This window comes from Streptomyces chumphonensis (assembly GCF_014779715.1).
GTDB classification, from domain to species: Bacteria; Actinomycetota; Actinomycetes; order Streptomycetales; family Streptomycetaceae; genus Streptomyces; species Streptomyces chumphonensis.
This window is the reverse complement of sequence record NZ_JACXYU010000004.1, coordinates 379121-398833: the sequence shown is the minus strand read 5'-3', so window position 1 is coordinate 398833 and position 19713 is coordinate 379121. Positions and strand designations below refer to the sequence as shown.

Annotated in this window: 18 protein-coding genes and 1 riboswitch; of the genes, 10 read left to right on the top strand and 8 right to left on the bottom strand. The window is 73.4% G+C overall.

The features are described 5' to 3' along the window. Positions 1 to 97 precede the first annotated feature (97 nt). The 3 genes from IF129_RS11750 to IF129_RS11740 form a co-directional block, all read right to left on the bottom strand. Positions 98 to 826, bottom strand: coding sequence for a sugar phosphate isomerase/epimerase family protein (locus tag IF129_RS11750; RefSeq protein ID WP_191209555.1), 729 nt, complete (start codon positions 824 to 826; stop codon positions 98 to 100). A gap of 302 nt (positions 827 to 1128) precedes the next feature. Then, positions 1129 to 2712 carry a S8 family peptidase gene (locus tag IF129_RS11745; RefSeq protein ID WP_191209500.1) on the bottom strand — a complete coding sequence of 528 codons (1584 nt, stop codon included), beginning with the start codon at positions 2710 to 2712 and terminating at the stop codon, positions 1129 to 1131. A gap of 601 nt (positions 2713 to 3313) precedes the next feature. Next, entirely contained in the window at positions 3314 to 4246 is a 933-nt protein-coding gene (locus IF129_RS11740; protein ID WP_191209499.1) for a Ppx/GppA phosphatase family protein, read from the bottom strand. Between the two features lie 60 nt (positions 4247 to 4306). Between IF129_RS11740 and IF129_RS11735 the strand changes: the two genes are divergently transcribed. After that, positions 4307 to 5161, top strand: a complete 855-nt coding sequence (locus IF129_RS11735; RefSeq protein WP_191209498.1) for a hypothetical protein — start codon at positions 4307 to 4309, stop codon at positions 5159 to 5161. Positions 5162 to 5504: 343 nt separating this feature from the next. Then, positions 5505 to 5717, top strand: a riboswitch (cyclic di-AMP (ydaO/yuaA leader). 4 nt (positions 5718 to 5721) lie between these two features. After that, entirely contained in the window at positions 5722 to 6477 is a 756-nt protein-coding gene (locus IF129_RS11730; RefSeq protein WP_191209497.1) for a LysM peptidoglycan-binding domain-containing protein, read from the top strand. Positions 6478 to 6588: 111 nt separating this feature from the next. On the opposite strand, the gene IF129_RS11725 is transcribed toward IF129_RS11730, so the two are convergent. Then, complete coding sequence (locus IF129_RS11725; protein WP_191209496.1) at positions 6589 to 8391, bottom strand: BACON domain-containing protein; 1803 nt, start codon at positions 8389 to 8391, stop codon at positions 6589 to 6591. Between the two features lie 260 nt (positions 8392 to 8651). Here IF129_RS11725 and radA point away from each other — a divergent pair, with 260 nt between their 5' ends. The 8 genes from radA (at position 8652) to IF129_RS11685 (ending at position 15469) form a co-directional block, all read left to right on the top strand. Next, positions 8652 to 10040: a DNA repair protein RadA gene (radA, locus tag IF129_RS11720; RefSeq protein WP_191209495.1), complete on the top strand. Its 1389-nt coding sequence runs from the start codon at positions 8652 to 8654 to the stop codon at positions 10038 to 10040. A 134-nt stretch (positions 10041 to 10174) separates the two neighbouring features. Beyond that, positions 10175 to 11230, top strand: coding sequence for a DNA integrity scanning diadenylate cyclase DisA (gene disA, locus IF129_RS11715; protein WP_191209554.1), 1056 nt, complete (start codon positions 10175 to 10177; stop codon positions 11228 to 11230). A gap of 89 nt (positions 11231 to 11319) precedes the next feature. Then, positions 11320 to 11718: a thioredoxin gene (gene trxA / locus IF129_RS11710; protein ID WP_191209494.1), complete on the top strand. Its 399-nt coding sequence runs from the start codon at positions 11320 to 11322 to the stop codon at positions 11716 to 11718. Continuing rightward, positions 11699 to 11965 (top strand): metal-sensitive transcriptional regulator, encoded by a 267-nt coding sequence (locus IF129_RS11705; protein ID WP_191209493.1) that lies wholly within the window; start codon positions 11699 to 11701, stop codon positions 11963 to 11965. The genes trxA and IF129_RS11705 overlap by 20 nt, the downstream gene beginning before the upstream one ends. Positions 11966 to 12233: 268 nt before the next feature. After that, positions 12234 to 13610, top strand: a complete 1377-nt coding sequence (locus IF129_RS11700; protein WP_191209492.1) for a rhodanese-like domain-containing protein — start codon at positions 12234 to 12236, stop codon at positions 13608 to 13610. 72 nt (positions 13611 to 13682) lie between these two features. Beyond that, positions 13683 to 14036 carry a rhodanese-like domain-containing protein gene (locus IF129_RS11695; RefSeq protein ID WP_191209491.1) on the top strand — a complete coding sequence of 118 codons (354 nt, stop codon included), beginning with the start codon at positions 13683 to 13685 and terminating at the stop codon, positions 14034 to 14036. Next, complete coding sequence (locus IF129_RS11690) at positions 14033 to 14782, top strand: sulfite exporter TauE/SafE family protein (protein ID WP_191209490.1); 750 nt, start codon at positions 14033 to 14035, stop codon at positions 14780 to 14782. The genes IF129_RS11695 and IF129_RS11690 overlap by 4 nt, the downstream gene beginning before the upstream one ends. Positions 14783 to 14875: 93 nt before the next feature. Continuing rightward, positions 14876 to 15469, top strand: a complete 594-nt coding sequence (locus tag IF129_RS11685) for a rhodanese-like domain-containing protein (RefSeq protein ID WP_191209489.1) — start codon at positions 14876 to 14878, stop codon at positions 15467 to 15469. Between the two features lie 45 nt (positions 15470 to 15514). Here IF129_RS11685 and IF129_RS11680 read toward each other — a convergent pair whose 3' ends face one another. The 4 genes from IF129_RS11680 to ureC all read right to left on the bottom strand — a co-directional run bounded on the left by IF129_RS11680 (position 15515) and on the right by ureC (position 19707). After that, on the bottom strand, positions 15515 to 16324 hold the full coding sequence (locus tag IF129_RS11680) for an urease accessory protein UreD (RefSeq protein ID WP_224754755.1): 810 nt from the start codon (positions 16322 to 16324) through the stop codon (positions 15515 to 15517). Positions 16325 to 16407: 83 nt separating this feature from the next. Further along, entirely contained in the window at positions 16408 to 17142 is a 735-nt protein-coding gene (ureG, locus tag IF129_RS11675) for an urease accessory protein UreG (protein WP_191209552.1), read from the bottom strand. 25 nt (positions 17143 to 17167) lie between these two features. Continuing rightward, positions 17168 to 17731, bottom strand: a complete 564-nt coding sequence (locus IF129_RS11670; RefSeq protein ID WP_224754839.1) for an urease accessory protein UreF — start codon at positions 17729 to 17731, stop codon at positions 17168 to 17170. Positions 17732 to 17832: 101 nt separating this feature from the next. Beyond that, positions 17833 to 19707 (bottom strand): urease subunit alpha, encoded by a 1875-nt coding sequence (gene ureC, locus IF129_RS11665; protein WP_191209487.1) that lies wholly within the window; start codon positions 19705 to 19707, stop codon positions 17833 to 17835. Positions 19708 to 19713: the final 6 nt, after the last annotated feature.

Genomic DNA, 19713 nt, shown 5'->3' with positions numbered 1-19713 from the left:
CGGACACCGCCACCACATGATGAGACACCGGGACGGCCCCCGGCACGCCCCCGCCGCGCACCCTCGCGCCCCGCGCCACGCGCCGCGCGCCCCCGCGTCAGCTCCGGTGCGCGGTGGCGCCCAGGTGGAGTCGGGTGAAGGCCAGCGCCTCGGCCAGGTCCGCCTCGCGCTCGGCGGAGGACATGGCCCGCCGGGTGTTGACCTCCACGACGACGTGGCCGTCGAAGCCGCTCGTCGCCAGGTGGCCCAGCACCTCGGCACAGGGCTGCGTGCCGCGCCCGGGGACGAGGTGCTCGTCCTTGGCGGAGCCGTTGCCGTCGGCGATGTGGACGTGGCCGAGCCGGTCCCCCATGCGGTCCAGCATGGCGAGGGTGTCGGTGCGGGAGGTCGCGGTGTGCGAGAGGTCGATGGTGAAGTGCCGGTAGTCGTCGTTCGTGGGATCCCAGTCGGGCGCGTAGGCCTGCATCTCACGGTCGCGGTAGCGCCACGGGTACATGTTCTCCACGGCGAAGCGGACGTCCGTCTCCCCCGCCATGCGCCAGACGCCGTCGACGAAGGCGCGGGCGTAGCCGCGCTGCCAGCGGAACGGCGGGTGGACGACGACGGTGGCGGCCCCGAGGCGCTCGGCGGCGCTGCGGGCCCGCTGGAGCTTGGTCCACGGGTCGGTGGACCACACCCGCTGGGTGATCAGCAGGCACGGGGCGTGCACCGCGAGGACGGGCACGCCGTGCTGGTCGGCGAGGCGGCGCAGGGCCTCCACGTCCTGGCTGACCGGGTCCGTCCAGACCATGATCTCGACGCCGTCGTAGCCGAGCCGCCCGGCCATCTCGAACGCCGTCGCCGTGGTCTCCGGGTACACCGAGGCCGTCGACAGCGCGACCTTGATGCCGCCGCTGTCGCTCGTCCGGGTGAACCCCTGATCGTCTCCCACCACGCGCCCCAGAGTACGGGCAGGCGGGCGGGCGGCAGCGTGGCCTCGCTCACCGCGCCACCCTGGCGGGTCGTCCCGTCCCGCCCCGGGCGGCGGCCGCGACGAGGGCCGGGCACGCCTCAGCCCCCGCGGCCGGGGCCGCGGGGGCTGAGGTCAGAGGTGGTCGATCTCACCCGATCGCCGCTGGGGGCGGTGGGTCAGAACTGCATGCCCCAGGAGTCGATCTTGCCCGTGTCGTTGGACCAGTTGTCCGTGACGCGGAGCTTCCACGTGCCGTTGGCGGCCACCGAGGAGGCGTTGACCGTGTAGGTCTGGAGGAGGTCGTCGGCGCTGCCACCGGTGCCGAAGTCCTTCAGCACGGCGGAGGCACCGTTCGGGGCCACGATCTCGACCTTCAGGTCACCGATGTAGGTGTGCTTGATGTTGACGTCGATCTTGAGGTCGGCGGGCGCGTTGCCCGACTGACCGGTCACGTTGATGGAGGACGTCACCGTGGCGTGGTCGCGGATGGCCACGTCGGTGGTGTTCTCGAAGCGGCCGTCGCCCGGGTCACCGGGGTCGCCCGGGTCGCCGGGGTCGCCCTCGCCGACCTGGAGCAGCAGGTTCGGGGAGCCCGAGCCCGGGTTGCCGACCTTGCCGCTGACGGCGGCGGACTCCAGCGAGGAGTCGACCTGCGACGGGCTGGCGCCCGGGTTCTCGCCCAGGACGAGCGCGGCGGCGCCGGCCACGTGCGGCGAGGCCATCGAGGTGCCGGAGATGGTGCGGGTCGCGCTGTTGCTGCCGATCCACGCCGAGGTGATGTCCGAGCCGGGCGCGAAGATGTCCAGCGCCGGGCCGTAGTTGGAGAACGACGACCGGGCGTCGGTGCGCGTGGTGGAGCCGACGGTGATCGCCTCGGTGGTACGCGCCGGGGAGACGTTCCGGGCGTCCTGGTTCTCGTTGCCCGCCGCGACGGCGTAGGTGACGCCGGAGGCGATGGAGTTGCGGACGGCCTGGTCCAGGCTGGAGTTGGCGCCGCCGCCCAGGCTCATGTTCGCCACGGCCGGCTTGCGCGCGTTCTGCGTCACCCAGTCGACACCGGCGATGACGCCGGAGTTGCTGCCGGAGCCCTGGTCGTTGAGGACCCGGACGGAGACCAGGTTGACCTTCTTGGCCACGCCGTAGGTGTTGCCGCCGACGGTGCCGGCGACGTGGGTGCCGTGGCCGTTGCCGTCGTTGCCGTTGCCGCCGAAGGCGTCGAAGCCGAAGCGGGCGCGACCGCCGAAGTCGTTGTGGGTGTGGTTGATACCCGTGTCGATGATGTAGGCGGTGACGCCCTGACCCGCGGAGTCCGGGTAGGTGTAGCTGTTGCTCAGCGGCAGGTTGGGCTGGTCGATGCGGTCCAGGCCCCACGTCGGGTTGGGCTGGGTCGCGGCCAGCTCCACCTTGGCGTCCTGCTCGACCGACTTGACGTGCGGGTCGGCGGCGAGCTTCTTCGCCTCCGACTCGGTCATGTCGAGGACGAAGCCGTTGAGGGCCTCCTCGTAGACGAGTTCGATGTCGGCGCCGTACTTCTCGGCGATGCCCTTGCCCGCCTTCGTCTCGGCGTCGGGCGCACCGTCCTTGAGCGTGACGATGTACTGGTTCTTGATCGCACCCGGGGCACCGGCGCCCAGGATGGTGCCGGTGGGCTCGTCGGCGGCGACCGCGGGGTACGCGGCGCCCACGCTGAGGGCGACGGCCGCCGCGGAGGTCACCGCGACCACCGACCATCTGCGCTTGGGGGAACGCATCACTGCCATTGAGAGGTCCTGTCTCGTTGGTGGTGAATCACATGGGGGGTTGTTCAGCGGGGACATGACATTCCCGCTGACGACGAACCCTGTACCGCCGCAAGGGAATTGCGCAAGGGGTCTGCGCAGGATTTCTGGATTGCGCCACGGCGCGCACCGAATCGGACAGCGGACACGAAAGCAGGCATGGCGGAAAGCGCGGAACGCGCGCCGTGGAAGCCCCGCGCGCGAATGGGGCGACCGAGCCCCGTGGGGGGTTGAACGGACGCAGACGCAGGCGTCCGAACCGGGGCTCGGTCGAGGCACCGACTCAGCGCGGCACCGGGCAAACAGCCGACGGCAACGGGGACAATCCCGAGCGGCCGGCCGGCGTCGGAAACGTATCGCGGCATTCCGCGGAATCCCATCCGGGTGCCCGTACTACGGATACCTAGAAAACCGTGCGAAATGTCCGTGGCGCGCACACGGGGACGGGGCGGGGCCCGCACGAAACCCACCCCACGTGCGGCGGGTCAACACCCCGGCCGGAGGCGGGAGAAGGGAGCCGGCCCGGCGCCGCACGCCCCGACGCCCCTGCCCCCGGGCGGGGTTGGACCGGCGGGCGCCGGAGTCAGGCGGGACGGAGGAGGTCCAGGCGGCGCAGGATGACGCCCTCGCGCAGCGCCCAGGGGCAGATCTCCACCCGCTCGGTACCGAAGAGGTCCATGGCGGCCTCCGCGACGAGCGCCCCGGCGAGGAGCTGGTGCGCCCGGCCCTCCGAGACGCCGGGCAGTTCGGCCCGGCGGGCCGCCGTCATCGTCGCCAGGCGGGGCACCCACTCCTCCAGCGACGTGCGGCTCAACTCGCGCTGGACGTACAGCCCCTCCGCCGAGCGGGCCGCACCGCCGAGCCGGGCGAGCTGCTTGAACGTCTTCGAGGTCGCGACGACGTGGTCGGGGGCGCCCAGCCGGCTGAACGTGCCGACGACGCGGGCGATCTCCGCGCGGACGTGCCGGCGCAGGGCCCGGACGTCCTCCGGGTCGGGCGGGTCGCCCGGCAGCCAGGCGGCGGTGAGCCGCCCGGCGCCCAGCGGCAGGGAGACGGCGGCGTCGGCCTCCTCGTCGTGACCGCAGGCGATCTCCAGGGAGCCGCCGCCGATGTCGAGGACCAGCAGCCGTCCCGAGGACCAGCCGAACCAGCGGCGCGCGGCGAGGAACGTCAGCCGGGCCTCGTCGGGGCCGGACAGGACGCGCAGGTGGACGCCGGTCTCGTCGGCGACGCGGGCCAGCACCTCGCCGTCGTTGGACGCCTCGCGGACGGCCGAGGTGGCGAAGGGCAGCAGGTCCTCCACGCCCATGTCCTCGGCGACCTGGAGCGCCTCGCGGACGGTCGCGACCAGCCGGTCCACGCCCGCGCGGGTGATCGCGCCCTCCGCGTCGAGCAGCTCCGCCAGCTTGAGTTCCGCCTTGTGGGAGTACGCCGGCAGCGGACGGGCACCCCCGTGCGCGTCCACCACCAGGAGGTGAACGGTATTCGAACCCACATCGAGGACACCGAGTCTCATGGGGGAGAACGCTAACGCGCCGCACGCGTCGTCGTGCCGGGTGGCCCGTACGCTGGGGGCGTGGGCAAGACGAACGCGAAGAAGTCGGGCAAAAGCCGGGGCGTCGACCGGAACGTCGGCGGGGAGCGGCGGCGGGCCGCGGGCGAGGAGGTCGACCTCGACCACGCACGGGCCTGGGTGGAGTTTCCCGACCCGGCGGACGAGGAGCAGGTCTTCCGCTGCGACCTGACGTGGCTCACCTCACGCTGGTCGTGCGTCTTCGGCGCGGGCTGCCAGGGCATCCGGGCCGGCCGGGCCGCCGACGGCTGCTGCACGCTGGGCGCGCACTTCTCCGACGAGGACGACGAGCGCCGCGTCGCCGGGCACGTCGCGCGCCTGACGCCGGAGACCTGGCAGTTCCACGACGAGGGAGCCCGCGGCGGCTGGACGGAGACCGACGAGGACGGCGAGCGCAAGACGCGGCGCCACGGCGGCGCGTGCATCTTCAACAACCGGCCGGACTTCGCGGGCGGCGCCGGATGCGCCCTGCACCTGCTGGCGCTGCGCGAGGGCCGGGAGCCGCTGGAGACCAAGCCGGACGTGTGCTGGCAGCTGCCGATCAGGCGGACCTACGCGTGGCTGGAGCTGCCCGACGGCGAGCAGCGGCTCCAGATCTCCATCGGGGAGTACGACCGGCGGGGCTGGGGCTCGGGCGGCCACGACCTGCACTGGTGGTGCACGGGCGCACCGGCGGCGCACGGGGGCTCGGACCCGGTGTACGTCTCCTACCGCGCCGAGCTGACGGAGCTGATGGGGAAGGCCGGGTACGACCGCCTCGTGGAGCTGTGCGAGGCGCGGCTCGCGGCGTCCCTGCCCCTCGCGCCCCACCCGGCCGACCCGGCACGGAGAACCGAAACACCCCACATGTCCGAATAGCTCGCTTCGCTGTGAATTCCGCTCCTTTAGGAATAGCCGTGGCGAGGGTCACACGAAAAGTGGCACCGATCGCGCAACCGCGTGGCCGACGTCATGCACCGGCGAACAAGTCCCGCCGGAAAGCGGGTATTTGCCTCACGCCCGGAATCGGGTAATTCACGCTCGGAGAATAGCCAGACGCGTTCCGTGGCGGAATTCCCCATGATCGTCACTTGGGCGCTAAATGTCGGTATCCCCGCGCCTTGTCCGCAGTCGGCGCCTCGTGTTTATGTGTCTCCGCTCCCGACCACCTGGCGGGGGCCCCAACCACGGCACGCCGAATCCCGCTGCCCGTGGCCGGGAAAATGACTGCACGTCACCGCAGCGGGAGCGGGGGAACCAGGTAAGTGCCGTGCCGCGGATTTCCGTGGCCGGCTAGGGGTGAAGCCATGTTCCGCGGCGCGGTCCCCCGCGCCGACGGAAGCGCGACGGAACCGGAAGGAACCGCCGCGGACATGGCCGGGCAGCTCTCGCCCGAATCCGACAGCTCACCTCGCAGGCGTAGGAGAGGACGCATACCTATGTCTCGTGGCCGTCACCGCCGCTCCCACACCCTGCTCACCTCCCGCAGCCTGTCCCGGCTGTCCCTCGCGCTGACCGTCGGCACCGCCGGCGTCGCCGTGCCGCTCGTCGCGGCCGGCAGCGCGCAGGCCGCCCCGGCCCCCGCCGCCGCCCCGTCCGTCGTGCAGCAGGCCGCCCCCGCGGCCGCACCGCAGGCGAAGTCCGGCACGTACACCGTCGTCGCGGGCGACACCCTGCACGGGATCGCCACCGCCGAGGACGTCGAGGGCGGCTGGGAAGCCCTCTACGAGACCAACGAGGAGACCATCGGCGACGACCCGGACCTGATCGTCCCGGGCCAGGAGCTGTCCCTCGCCGCGCAGGCCGTCGAGCGCGGCTCCGCCGACCGGGCCGACCGCACCGCCGAGCGGGCCGCCGTCACCACCCAGGCCTACCCGGACAACCTGGACGGCTGGATCCGCGAGGCCATGTCCATCATGAAGACCCACGGCATCCCGGGCAGCTACGACAGCATCCACCGCAACATCCTCCGGGAGTCGAGCGGCAACCCGAACGCCATCAACAACTGGGACATCAACGCCCAGAACGGCACGCCGTCCATCGGGCTGCTCCAGGTCATCAAGCCGACCTTCGACGCCTACCACGTCGCGGGCACCCCGCACGACCAGTACGACCCCGTCGCGAACATCGTCGCCGCCTGCAACTACGCGGCCGACCGCTACGGCTCGATCGACAACGTCTTCGGCCCCTACTGAGCCGACGGCGCACCCGCCACGCGCGGACGGCCGCCGGTCACCGCTGGTCGGTGACCGGCGGCCGTCGTGCGTGGCGGTGACGCCCCGTGCCGCGGCACGGCGTCACGAGCGTCACGGAGGCGGCTCGGACGGGTCCGGCCCGGTGGACGGATCGCCGGAGGGCGGCGGCTCCGACGGCTCCGGGTCCGGCGACGGCTCCGACGGGCCCGGGTCGGGCGGAGCGCCCCGCCCCTCGACGGTCACCACGGCCCCCGCCGGGGCGAGGTGGATCTGCGCCGACCAGGAGCCGACGGGCTCGGCGTCCCGGTCCACGGTCACCCGGACGGTCACCGACTCGCCGGGCGCCAGGGTGCCGGACGTCCGGCTCAGCCGCAGCCACGCGGCGTCCGTCGAGGCGGACCACGCCACCGCCGAACCGCCCGAAGCCGTCAGGGTGATGAGGGTCGCCCCGCCGGAGGTGTCCGCACGGACGGAGAGCCGGCCGGGCGCCGGCGCCGTCGTCGCCCCGCCGTCGGAACCGGAGGGGTCCGCGGCCGACGGCGTGGGTGAGGGCTCGGCCGGGCCGGGAGAGGCGTCGTCCCCGCCGGGCCGCCCGTCCTCCCGCGGCGACACCGCGACGCCCGCCCGCCCGGCGCGCTCACCGGGCCCGGGGCCCGGGTCGCCGTGCGAGGTGCCGTCGTAGGGGTGGCTGCGGACGCCGTCCTCCTCCAGCGCCTCCGCCGCCGTCACGGACGCCTCCTCCCGTGCCTCGCCGGTCAGCGGCGCGCCCCGGTAGGCCGCCCACACCGCGAGGACCGGAGCGGCGATGACGGTGGCCACGACCGTCGTCGTGACCGCGCGGCTGCGCAGCCGATCCCGACGCGCGGACCGGTCCCGGTCGTCCACCGGGAAGCCCCGGCGGTCGAAGCGCGGGGTGTGCAGCATCCGGGCCCGCTGCGCGAGCAGCAGGGCGGCGTGCACGGACGGCCGCGGCGCGGGCAGCAGCGGCAGCCGCCCGCCACCGGCCGGAGCGGTCCCCGGCCAGGGCCCGCCCGCCATGTACCGCTCGGAGGCGCGGCGGCAGCCGGGGCAGACGTCCACGTGGCGGACGAGCTCGCGGCACAGCGCGGTGCCCAGGCGCAGCTCGCCCTGACGGCTCTCGGCGGCGATCCCGGCGACGGCCGGGCAACCCCCCGTGGCGACGACGCCGAGGGCCGCGCGGGTGCGTTCGACCTCGCAGGCGCCGCTGGACAGCAGCTCCCGCGTGACGTCCGGGGTGCGGGCCAGCACGGCGGCCACCTCGTGGACGGGCAGCTGGTGGCGGATCGCGAGTTCCAGGGCCTCGCGCTGCTCGGGTACCGTCCCCGCCGCCTCCGGCCAGGCGAGCGAGGCCAGTTCGCGACGCCGCTGCCGGGCGGCGGGCGTCGTGAGCGGCGGCGCCTGGACGGCCGGCACCCCCGCGCCCAGGCGGCGCAGGCAGGACCAGCGGGCGAGGGCGTAGAGCCAGGGCCGGTGCTGCGCCGGGTCGGTGGGGGCCCGGTCGCGCACGCGCTGGCGTTCGGCGACGGCCAGGGCGTCGCCGAGGGCGGTGACGGCGGCGTCGTGGTCGCACATGACGGACAGGCAGTAGGTGAACAGCCCGTCCAGGTAGGCGTCGAAGTGGGCGGGCGGACGCGCCTCCGGCCGGGCCCCGGCGCCGTTGGCGGAACGTTCGGCCGCGCGCTGCGCGGTCCGCTCGGCAGCCTGGTCGGTGGTGCGTTCGGCGGCGCGCTCGGTGGCCCGCTCCTCGCGCTCCCGCGCGCGCCGCTGCTTGCGCGGGGAGGCGGCACGGTGGGCGCCCTGGGCCGGACGCCCGGCGTGGCGCCCGGGCGACGCGGCGCGGCGGGCGCGCGGTGCGCTGCCGGTCTCGGGGTGCTGCTCGCGCCTGGTGGTCATCACCTGGCGACGGTAGGCGGCGCGCGGGGGCGCACTCCGCCCGTGCGCCCGGGATTAGCCCGGAAGAGTGACGATCTCACTCGAAAGAGGACGCCGGGGGACACGCGCGTGCCGCTCCCGAACCACTCGCACGAGACCTTCGGCGCGCCGGGCCGGGGCCGGGGGGCGACGGACCCCTCACACGCCGACGGTCGACGGCCCGGGTCCCTCGGCACGGGCTGACGGAAGGGGCTGTCGGCGGGCGCCGCTACGGTGAGCGCATGGCTGCCCGCAAGTCCCCCGCGAAGGACCGCCCCACCTACCGCTGCTCCGAGTGCGGTTGGGCCACCCCGAAGTGGCTCGGCCGCTGCCACGAGTGCCAGGCGTGGAACACCATCGAGGAGACGGGCGCGGGCGCCGGCGGCGTGCGGACGACGGCGGCGGGCCGGGTGACGACGCCCGCCCTGCCCATCGGCCAGGTGGACGCCCGCCAGGCGGCGGCCCGCGCCACGGGCGTACCCGAGCTGGACCGGGTGCTGGGCGGCGGCCTGGTCCCCGGCGCCGTGGTCCTGCTGGCCGGTGAGCCCGGCGTCGGCAAGTCCACCCTGCTGCTCGACGTCGCCGCCAAGGCCGCCGGTGAGGGGCGGCGCACCCTCTACGTCACCGGGGAGGAGTCCGCCGGGCAGGTCCGCATGCGGGCGGACCGCATCGGGGCGCTCAGCGAGCACCTCTACCTCGCGGCCGAGACGGACCTGTCCGCCGTGCTCGGGCATCTGGACGACGTCAAGCCCGCCCTCCTCGTCCTGGACTCGGTGCAGACGGTGGCCTCACCCGAGATCGACGGCGCCCCCGGCGGCATGGCGCAGGTGCGCGAGGTGGCGGGCGCCCTGATCCGGGCGTCGAAGGAGCGGGGGATGTCGACGCTGCTCGTCGGGCACGTCACCAAGGACGGCGCCATCGCCGGGCCCCGGCTGCTGGAGCACCTGGTCGACGTCGTCCTGCACTTCGAGGGCGACCGGCACGCCCGGCTCCGGCTGGTGCGCGGCGTGAAGAACCGCTACGGCGCCACGGACGAGGTCGGCTGCTTCGAGCTGCACGACGAGGGCATCACCGGCCTCGCCGACCCCTCCGGCCTCTTCCTGACCCGGCGCGACGAGCCCGTGCCCGGCACCTGCCTGACCGTGACGCTGGAGGGGCGCCGCCCCCTCGTGGCGGAGGTGCAGGCGCTCACCGTCGACTCCCAGATCCCCTCGCCGCGCCGCACGACGTCCGGGCTGGAGACCTCGCGCGTCTCGATGATGCTGGCCGTCCTGGAGCAGCGCGGCCGGATCAACGCGCTCGGCAAACGGGACATCTACAGCGCCACCGTCGGCGGCGTGCGGCTGTCCGAGCCGGCCGCCGACCTGGCCGTCGCCCTCGCCCTGGCCAGCGCCGCCATCGACACCCCGCTGCCCAAGAACCTCGTCGCCGTCGGGGAGGTCGGGCTCGCCGGGGAGGTCCGCCGCGTCACCGGCGTCCAGCGGCGGCTGGCCGAGGCCGCCCGGCTCGGTTTCACCCACGCCCTCGTGCCCACGGACCCGGGGAGGGTACCGGCCGGCATGCGCGTTCTGGAGGTCGCGGACATCGGCGACGCGCTGCGCGCCCTGCCCGCGCGCAATCCCGGAGCCTGAGCCCCGGCGCCGCCGGTAGACTTTGCCCTGGTCTCGCCCGTACGTACGACCCGCGAAGGCAACCGCCGGCCATCACGCACGACCGAAGGAGCGCCGTGGCACCCATTGACCGGGCAGCAGCCGCTGACAAGCTGATGCGCGCCTCGCTGAGCGCGGTCGCTCCCGGCACCGCCCTGCGCGACGGCCTGGAGCGAGTGCTGCGGGGCAACACCGGCGGACTCATCGTCCTCGGCATGGACCGGACGGTGGAGCCGCTGTGCAGCGGCGGCTTCGTCCTCGACGTCGAGTTCTCGGCCACGCGCCTGCGTGAGCTGTGCAAGCTCGACGGGGCACTCGTGCTGGACAAGGACATCACCAAGATCGTGCGCGCCGGCGTCCAGCTCGTGCCGGACGCGTCGATCCCGACGGAGGAGACCGGCACCCGGCACCGCACCGCGCAGCGCGTGTCGATCCAGACGGGCTTCCCGGTCGTCTCCGTCAGCCAGTCCATGCGGCTGATCGCGCTCTACGTCGACGGGCAGCGCCGCGTCCTGGAGGACTCCGCCGCGATCCTCTCCCGTGCCAACCAGGCCCTGGCCACGCTGGAGCGGTACAAGCTGCGCCTGGATGAGGTGGCCGGCACCCTCTCCGCCCTGGAGATCGAGGACCTGGTGACCGTCCGGGACGTCTCCGCCGTCGCCCAGCGGCTGGAGATGGTCCGCCGCATCGCCACCGAGATCGCCGAGTACGTCGTCGAGCTCGGCACCGACGGCCGCCTGCTCTCCCTCCAGCTTGACGAGCTGATCGCCGGTGTCGAGCCGGAGCGGGAGCTGGTCGCCCGGGACTACGTCCCCCAGTCCGGCAAGCGGGCCCGCACCGTCGGCACCGCGCTGACCGACCTGGACCGGCTCACCCACTCCGAGCTGCTGGAGCTGCCGACCGTCGCCCGCGCCCTCGGCTACAGCGGCGCCCCCGAGACGCTCGACTCCGCCGTCTCCCCGCGCGGCTTCCGGCTCCTCGCCAAGGTGCCGCGGCTGCCCAACACCGTCATCGAGCGGCTCGTCGAGCACTTCGGCGGGCTCCAGAAGCTGCTGGCCGCCAGCGTGGACGACCTGCAGATGGTCGAGGGCGTCGGCGAGGCCCGCGCCCGCTCCGTCCGCGAGGGCCTCTCGCGCCTCGCCGAGTCCTCCATCCTCGAACGCTACGTCTGACCGTCGCGAGCGCGGGGAGGAATAGCGGGGGCGGGGTGGGGGTTGACCAACCCCGGGGGGTGTTTCCGAGAGAGCGATGTGAGGTCCCCATGAGCACCGTCAGCCTGACCGCCGACACCTTCCAGGAGACCGTGACCGGCAACGACATCGTCCTGGTCGATTTCTGGGCCTCCTGGTGCGGTCCGTGCCGGACGTTCGCCCCCGTCTACGAGCGGGCCTCCGAGCAGCACTCCGACATCGTCTTCGGCAAGGTCGACACCGAGGCGGAACGGGAACTGGCCGGGGCCGTCGACATCACGTCCATCCCGACGCTGATGGCCTTCCGCGAGGGCGTCCTCGTCTTCGCCCAGCCGGGGGCGCTGCCGCCGCAGGCACTGGACCAGGTGATCAGCGCCGTCCGGGAGCTGGACATGGACGAGGTCCACAGTGCCGTGGCCGCCGAGCGCGCCGGTCAGGGGGGACGGTCCGATGGTCCGCCTGCCTCCTGACGACACACGTGCGGCGGTCAACCGCGTCAAGCGCGCCCAGGGCCAGCTTGCCGGGGTGGTGCGGATGCTGGAGGACGGGCGCGACTGCGAGGACGTCGTCACACAACTGGCGGCGGCCAGCCGCGCGCTGGACCGGGCCGGGTTCGCCGTCGTCGCCGGTGGGCTCAAGCAGTGCCTGGCCGCCGAGGGCGGGGCCGACAGTCTGGACACCCGGAAGATGGAGAAGCTCTTCCTCTCCCTGTCCTGACCGCCCCGACCCCCGCTCTGAACGGCCCCGGCGCCTCCGGCCCGCCATGACCCAGAAGGCCCCCTCGATCCCCGGATCGAGGGGGCCTTCGCGCTGTGCGGGCCCGGTGGCGGGCGGCGGGTCTGACCCGGCCGTGGAGGGGGCACCCGGGGAGGCGGCATCCCCGGTCCGGGATCCACTCCGGGCCAGGAATACCCCCCTAGGTATACCTGTTACAGTGAGACGAACAGATACCCCCTGGGGTACAACCCCACAGGAAGGAGGCGTCGTGTTCTTCGTCGACACCCTGGAGCTGACCGGGCTGGGGAACCGCAGCTACCTGGCCGGAGGCGCCGAGAGCGCGGTGGCCATCGACCCGCCGCGCGACATCGACCGGGTCCTCGCGGCCGCCGCGCGGCGCGGCGTCCGGATCGCCTACGTGGCCGAGACCCACGTGCACAACGACTACGTCACCGGGGGCCTGGAGCTGGCGCGGGTCAGCGGCGCCCGGTACCTGGTGCCGGCCGACGCCTCCGTCGCCTACGCCCGCACCGCCGTCTCCGACGGCGACACCGTGGCGGTGGACGACGGCCTCGTCCTGCGGGCGGTCGCCACGCCCGGCCACACGCCGCACCACACGTCCTACGTGCTGGAGGACGCCGGGCGGTCGGTCGCCGCGTTCACCGGCGGATCGCTGCTGATCGGCACCGTCGGCCGACCGGACCTCGTCGAGCCGAGGCTCACCGAGCGGCTGGCACGCGCCCAGCACGCGTCCGCGCACCGCCTGGCGGGCCTGCTCGACGACGACGTCCCCGTTCTGCCGACGCACGGCTTCGGCAGCTTCTGCTCGTCCTCGCAGGCCGAGGGGGACGCCACCACGATCGGCGCCGAGCGGCGCGGCAACGAGGCACTGACCAAGGACGTGTCCACCTTCGTGGCCGACCTGCTGCCGCAGCTGGAGGACGTCCCCGCCTACTACGCCCACATGGCCCCGGTCAACGCGGCGGGCCCCGCCCCGATCGACCTCACGCCGCCCGAGCCGGCCGACGCCGACGAGCTCGCCGCACGGCTGGCCGCCGGGGAGTGGGTGGTGGACCTGCGGAACCGCGTGGCCTTCGCCGACGGCCACCTCGCGGGCGCGTTCAACTTCGAGGGCGACGGCAAGCCGGCCACCTACCTGGCCTGGCTGATCCCCTGGGGCAAGCCCGTCACCCTGCTCGCCGAGACCGCCGAACAGATCGCGGACGCGCAGCGGGAGCTGGCCCGGGTGGGGATCGACCGCCCGGCGGCGTCCGCCACCGGCGACCCGCGCGGCTGGGTGCGGGAGGGGGAGACGCCGCGCTCCTTCCCGCGCGCCGCCTTCGCCGACCTGGCCGACGTGCTCGGCCGGGACGGGCAGCCCGTCGTCCTCGACGTGCGCCGCGACTCCGAGCGGAAGACCGGCTACGTGAGCGGATCGGTGCACGTGCCGATCCACGAGCTGCACGGCCGCCTCGACGAGGTCCCGCCGGGCACGGTGTGGGTGCACTGCGCGGGCGGGATGCGCGCGGCGATCGCCGCCTCGCTGCTGGACGCCGCGGGTCGGGACGTCGTCGCCGTCGACGACGGCTTCGACGCCGCCGAGGAGGCGGGCCTGGAGCTCGTCCGGCCGGACGGCCGCGCCTGAGCAGCCCCCGGTTCCACCGACCGCCCCCACCCGCTGACGCCCCTCCCGGCGCAGCGCACGGAGTGATGCCCGATGTGTCCCCGACCCGAACCGGACCGCCTCACGCCCGAGCAGGCGCACCGGCGGTCCTCCCACGGCGATGCCGTCCTGCTCGACGTCCGGGAGACGGACGAGTGGAACGCCGGGCACGTGCCCGGCGCCGTCCACCTCCCCCTGTCCCGGCTCGCCACCGGGGCGGCCCTGCCGCCGGCGGCGGGCGACGGCCCCGTGGTGGCGATCTGCCGCTCGGGACGCCGGTCCCGGCAGGCCGCCGAGCTCCTCGCCGAGCGCGGCGTCGACGCCACCGACGTCGTCGGGGGGATGGTCGCCTGGAGCCGGGCCGGTCTTCCGGTCGCCCCGCCCGGCCGGGGCGGAGCGGGCGGGTGACCGCGCTCGTCCTGGCGCTGGCCGCAGGGGCCGTGGTCGGTGTCGCACTCGGCGCGCTGGGCGGGGGCGGCAGCGTACTCGCCGTCCCCGCCCTGATCTACCTCCTCGGGCTCACCCCGGCCGCCGCGACCACCGCGAGCCTGCTCATCGTCACGGCGACCTCGCTGACCGCGCTGACCGCGCACGCCCGCGCCGGGCATGTGCGGTGGCGGGCCGGGGCACTGCTCGCGGCGGCCGGTCTGCTGCCCGCCGCCGCGGCCGGAGCCGCCGCGACCCGGCTGCCGCAGGCGGCGCTGACCGGGGCGTTCGCCGTCGTGGCGGGCGTCGCGGCCGTCCTCATGCTGCGCGCGACGCCCGCCTGGGGCACGCCCGCCTCGGCGGTGCGTCCGGTGCGGGCGGCCGGTACGGGCGCGGGCCTGGGAGCCCTGACGGGACTGCTCGGCGTGGGCGGCGGGTTCCTCGCCGTCCCGGCGCTGGTCACCGTGCTCGCCTTCGAGATGCGGGCGGCCGTGGGCACCAGCCTGCTCGTCATCTCGGCCAACTCGCTCGCCTCGCTGGCGACGCGCGGTGCCACCACGGCCGAGCTCGGCTGGGCGGTCATCGCACCGTTCGCCGGTGCGGCGATCCTCGGCGCCTGGGACGGCAAGCGGCTGGCCGCCAAGGTCTCCGGCACCGCGCTCCGGCGCGCCTTCGCCGTGGTCCTCCTCGCCGTGTCCGCCTTCATGCTGGCCGACGCGGTGTGGTGAGCCGCCGGGGCCCACCCCTCCACCCGCCCTATCCACCTATACCCCACCCCGTGTTCTGCACCACCGACCCCATCAGGAAGAGGAACCACCGACATGAACGCCGACCCCACCCTGGCCCCGGAGCAGGCCCACGCACGGCTCGCCGAACTGATCGTCGTCGACGTCCGCACACCGGGCGAGTACGCCGCCGGGCACCTGCCCGGTGCGCACAACATCCCCCTGGACGACCTCGACCGGGCGCTCCCCGCGCTGCGCACGGCCGCCGACCGGGGCGACCTCCTCCTCGTCTGCGCCTCCGGGGCGCGCTCCACGCGGGCCTGCGCCCGGCTCGACGAGCAGGGCGTCACCGCCACCACCCTCGCGGGCGGGACGAACCGCTGGACCGAACTCGGTCACGACGTGCACCGTCCGGCCGGCGCCCGCGCCGTGTGGGGCATGGAACGGCAGGTCCGCTTCGCCGCCGGCTCCCTCGTGCTGGCCGGCCTGCTCGCGGGACGCCGCGTCGGGGGCGCCCGGCTGCTGTCCGCGGGCGTCGCGGGCGGGCTCGTCTTCTCGGCCCTCACCGACACCTGCGGCATGGCCCGGCTGCTGTCCAAGCTGCCCCACAACCGTCCGCGCCCCGGCGACCTCGACGCAACCCTCGCCGAGCTGTCCGAGCTGTCCGAGCGGTCGGAGCCGAACGACTAGAGCAGGTTGCCCCGTCGGCGTGCCATCGCGTCGCGTGCATGGTCGTCAGGACGCACTTGGCGTGACGGCACCCTCCCTCCGGTCTGTTGGGGAGTGCCACCGGTACCGGCCATGGGGTCGCCCGGCCATGTCGGCCACCGCATGCGCGGCCGGACGGGTCTCCCCCCGTGCGTGACGCAGGTGCTGTGTGGCGTGTCGAAGCCGGTAGTCGCGCATGGCTTCCTCGTGCCAGGCGGCGAAGGTGGCGTCACACAACTGGTCACGGAATCGGCCGATGCCCATCCAGCGCAGGGCGGCGCCGGACCGGTCCAGGGGGAAGTAGGTTTCCCCTGGACCCGTGGTGCCGGCCTCGGGTTCACCGGTTGGTTCAGGTGTCCATCCCCAGGCGGTGACCGTGTCCATGGAGCGTAGGTTTCCGAGGACGCCGGGCATCTGGCGGGCCTCCTGGCCCAGGTCCAAGCATTCCACCTGCAGCGGCCCGGTGTCGTCGCTCGCCTCAAGGGACATGCTCAGATCCCCGCCCAGCTGACCGGCACGCCCCAGTACGATCTTCTCCTGCATCAGTGCCCTGCCGGTGCCGTGCAGCCGGATCCGTGTGCCACGGTGGGTTGCGATCTCGTCCGAGACCACGAACGGCTTGCCTGCCCAGGTCAGGATGGCTCCGTCGCCCACCGTGGCGTCGACCGTCCAGGACGAGGGTGTGTCGCCTTCGTAGGCGACTGTGCCGGTCGCTTCCACGACGTCGAGCCAGGCGCCGGGGGCGACGTCCACTTCGATGCGGACGTCGTCGCCGGACAGCAGCAGTGCCTGGGTGGCGATCAGGCCCACCCTGGCTCCGTCCGCGTCCTGATTCATGACCCGTACCGTCAGGTGCCCCGTCCTGTGGTGGAGGCGGCTGCGGCTTCCCGTGGGGGCGATGCCCAGGCGGGTCGGGCCGGTCACGCGCTGGGCCCTGCATGCGCGGGTGCCTGGTCGTGGGCGCTGTCGGCGTGGGTGTGCGGGTGACCGCCCTCGCCGTCCCGACCGGTGTGGGAGTGCGGGGCCATGGGGCCGGGGTCGACGGGGGTGTGGTCGCCGGTGCGGTAACGGGCGAGAGTGTCGCGGACCCAGCCGGTCAGCATCCGGATCGACGCCTCGTCGTGTTGGGACAGCGCGACCACCGAGCCGCCTCGGCGGGCTTCGCGGCCCTCGCGGGCCATGCGCTCGACGTCCACGCCCACGTGTGGGCCCAGGTCGGTCTTGTTGATCACGAGCAGGTCGGCGCGGGCGATACCGGGGCCGCCCTTGCGTACGACGTCCCCGCCGCCGGCGACGTCCAGGACGAACAGCTGGGCGTCCACCAGGGCCGGGGAGAACGTCGCGGTGAGGTTGTCGCCGCCGGACTCGATGATGACGAGGTCCAGAGAGCCGAAGTCGGCCTCCAGGTCCTCGGCCGCCAGCAGGTTGGCGGTCACGTCGTCCCGGATCGCGGTGTGCGGGCACGCGCCCGTCTCCACCGGACGGATCCGCTCGGGTTCCAGCACCCCGGCACTCTTGAGGAAGCGTGCGTCCTCGTCGGTGTAGATGTCGTTCGTGATGACACCCAGGCGCAGTTCGCCGGACAGCGCCCGGCACAGGGTCGCGATCAGCGAACTCTTGCCGGTGCCGACGGGACCGGCTACGCCCAGACGCATGGCACGGGTGGGGGCGGTGGTGTTCTCAGGCACTGAAGAGTCTTTCTGTGATGGTGTCGTGGGTCTCGGCCCAGCGCTCGATGAGAGGGGCGCCCTGGGCTGGGATCTGCTCCGTGGTGTGCAGATGGGCGACTTGCGCGGCCATCTCGTCGATGTCGGGCAACAGGTCCTTCACCCACGCGGCGATGAGCAGTGGGTCCTGCGGCTCGAGTTTGAGCAGGGCCGCCGTGACGGTCTGGACGTCGTCGTACCCGACCAGGCGGGCCAGGTCGACGGCATTCATCCCGGCGCGGTGGGCGAGCAGCCCCAGCACGACGGGACGCGACCAGGTGCGTGCGCTCGTGTCCACGGGGCCGGGCCACAGCGTCTGCAGGACGCGCAGGTAACCACGCCCCAGGCGGCGCCCGTTGGCCCTGAGCGCCTGGCTGGGGGTCCGGGCTGCCCAGGCGGCCTCGACCTCGGCCAGGTCGCCGCCGTCTGCTGCCACCGCACGGGCGACCACGGCGGCACCCGCCTCCACACGCGTGACCGTACGGAGACGGACCCGCAGATAGGGGGGAACCTGGGCCGATGACGTTCCGGCTCGCAACGCCGGTTCCAGACCCGCGGACTGCGTGTGTCCCCCGGACGGGAGCCGGGCGTCGCCCAGCAGGGCGAGCAGGAGCGAGGAGGTGGTGTCCACAGGACGCCTCAGAACATCAGATAGCGCTGGGCGAGCGGCAGCTTCTTCGGTGGATTCGGCTGGTCGAGATACCAGAACCCAGCTCGGCTCCTGTGCTTGGTGAGACGGTGGTTCTGTGTCGTAGTGAGCTCCGGGATCTCCACCGCGATCTTGAACGTACTGGGATCGATGTCGATGCCGAACCGCTCGCCGTTGAAGACCATGTCGGCCTTCCCGACGTCCTTGACGGGCTTGGCGCCCTTCAGTTCACGCCGTAGTCCAAGGGTGGCGCGCAGCGAGTCCTTGAACACGCCCTCGCCCCTCACCTGGTCGTAGGGGTCGGTGCCGGGGGACGGGTCGAGTGCCTTGCCCGAGACGAACGAGTAGGACAGCTGGGACGCGATCGCATGGGCCATGGCCGGGCGCAGGATGGTCGGTTGAGGCGTCGACACCGAGCCGTTGGGGTCGCCCAGGTTGCCGAGCACCATGGCGCCGCCCTTGATGACGGTCTCGGGTCGCACGGCGAAGAACCGCGGGTCCCACAGCACCAGGTCGGCCAGCTTGCCCTCGGTCACGGAACCGACGTAGTCGTCGATGCCGTGGGCGATGGCGGGGTTGATCGTGTACTTGGCCACGTAGCGCAGGGCGCGGGCGTTGTCGCCCACTCTCCTGCCGGACCGGTAGAAGAAGTTCGCGTCCTGGAAGGTCTTGTGGCTCCACTCCTTCATGACGTGTGCGACCTGCCAGGTGCGGGTCACGACCTCACCGATCCGGCCCATGGCCTGGGCATCGGAGGAGGTGATGGAGATCGCGCCCATGTCGTGCAGCACGTCCTCGGCGAACATGGTGGTGGAGCGGATCCGGGAGTCGGCGAACGCCTGGTCGTTCTTGTTGCTGAGGTCCAGGTGGTGGGCGGAGGCCAGCATGTCGATGTGCTCGGCCACGGTGTTCCTGGTGTACGGCAGAGTCGGGTTCGTAGAGGCGGGCAGGACGTTCTCTTCGGCGGCCACCTTCAGGATGTCGGGGGCGTGCCCGCCGCCGGCGCCCTCGGCGTGGAAGACGTGAATGCCGCGCCCGCCGATGGCGTCGAGGGTGGTCTCGACGAAACCGGCCTCATTGAGAGAGTCGGCGTGCAGGGTGACTTGCAGGCCCCACTCCTCTCCGGCCTTCAGTGCGGCGTCCAGAGCCGCCGGGGTGGCTCCCCAGTCCTCGTGGATCTTGTAGCCGCCCGCGCCCGCCAGCGCCTGCTCGGCCAAACCGTCCTCGCTGACGGTGTTGCCCTTGCCCAACAGCATGACGTTGACCGGCAGGTCGTCGAAACTGCGGTGGAGGTTCACCAGGTGCCGCGGGCCAGGGGTCACGGTGGTCGCCTTGGTCCCCTCGGAGGGGCCCACGCCGCCGCCGATCAGCGTGGTGGTGCCGGTGGCCACGGCCTCCATGACGGCCGAGGGGGAGATGATGTGCACGTGGGTGTCGACGGCGCCGGCGGTGAGGATCTTGCCCTCGCCGGAGATCACGTCCGTGGAGGGGCCGATCTCCAGCCCCTCCGTGACCCCGTCCATGACGTCGCTGTTGCCGGCCTTGCCGATCGCGACGATGAGACCGTCCTTGATCCCGACGTCGGCACGCATGATGGTGTTGAGGCGCCGCTGCTTGAGGGCTGGAGCGACATCCAGGATGATCACATTGGTGATCACCGTGTCGGGGGCGCCCTGCGCGCTGGTGGTGGTCCCCTGCAGCATCGACTCGCGGATGGTCTTGCCGCCGCCGAAGATCGCCTCGTCACCGCCGAAGGTCAGGTCGTCGGTGATCTCGATCCAGAGGTTCGTGTCGCCCAGGCGGACCTGGTCGCCCACGGTCGGGCCGTAGGACTTCGCGTACTGCTTCCGCGTGATGTTCGCCATTGCTCT

Excerpts from the sequence above, each read along its gene's own strand:
- IF129_RS11745 (WP_191209500.1), bottom strand. The coding sequence starts at position 2,712 with ATGGCAGTGATGCGTTCCCCCAAGCGCAGATGGTCGGTGGTCGCGGTG.
- disA (WP_191209554.1), top strand. The coding sequence starts at position 10,175 with ATGCGCGCCTCGCTGAGCGCGGTCGCTCCCGGCACCGCCCTGCGCGAC.
- trxA (WP_191209494.1), top strand. The coding sequence starts at position 11,320 with ATGAGCACCGTCAGCCTGACCGCCGACACCTTCCAGGAGACCGTGACC.
- IF129_RS11685 (WP_191209489.1), top strand. The coding sequence starts at position 14,876 with ATGAACGCCGACCCCACCCTGGCCCCGGAGCAGGCCCACGCACGGCTC.
- IF129_RS11725 (WP_191209496.1), bottom strand. The coding sequence starts at position 8,391 with ATGACCACCAGGCGCGAGCAGCACCCCGAGACCGGCAGCGCACCGCGC.
- IF129_RS11705 (WP_191209493.1), top strand. The coding sequence starts at position 11,699 with ATGGTCCGCCTGCCTCCTGACGACACACGTGCGGCGGTCAACCGCGTC.
- radA (WP_191209495.1), top strand. The coding sequence starts at position 8,652 with ATGGCTGCCCGCAAGTCCCCCGCGAAGGACCGCCCCACCTACCGCTGC.
- ureC (WP_191209487.1), bottom strand. The coding sequence starts at position 19,707 with ATGGCGAACATCACGCGGAAGCAGTACGCGAAGTCCTACGGCCCGACC.
- IF129_RS11750 (WP_191209555.1), bottom strand. The coding sequence starts at position 826 with ATGGCCGGGCGGCTCGGCTACGACGGCGTCGAGATCATGGTCTGGACG.
- IF129_RS11740 (WP_191209499.1), bottom strand. The coding sequence starts at position 4,246 with ATGAGACTCGGTGTCCTCGATGTGGGTTCGAATACCGTTCACCTCCTG.
- IF129_RS11680 (WP_224754755.1), bottom strand. The coding sequence starts at position 16,324 with ATGAATCAGGACGCGGACGGAGCCAGGGTGGGCCTGATCGCCACCCAG.
- ureG (WP_191209552.1), bottom strand. The coding sequence starts at position 17,142 with ATGCGTCTGGGCGTAGCCGGTCCCGTCGGCACCGGCAAGAGTTCGCTG.
- IF129_RS11695 (WP_191209491.1), top strand. The coding sequence starts at position 13,683 with ATGTGTCCCCGACCCGAACCGGACCGCCTCACGCCCGAGCAGGCGCAC.
- IF129_RS11730 (WP_191209497.1), top strand. The coding sequence starts at position 5,722 with ATGTCTCGTGGCCGTCACCGCCGCTCCCACACCCTGCTCACCTCCCGC.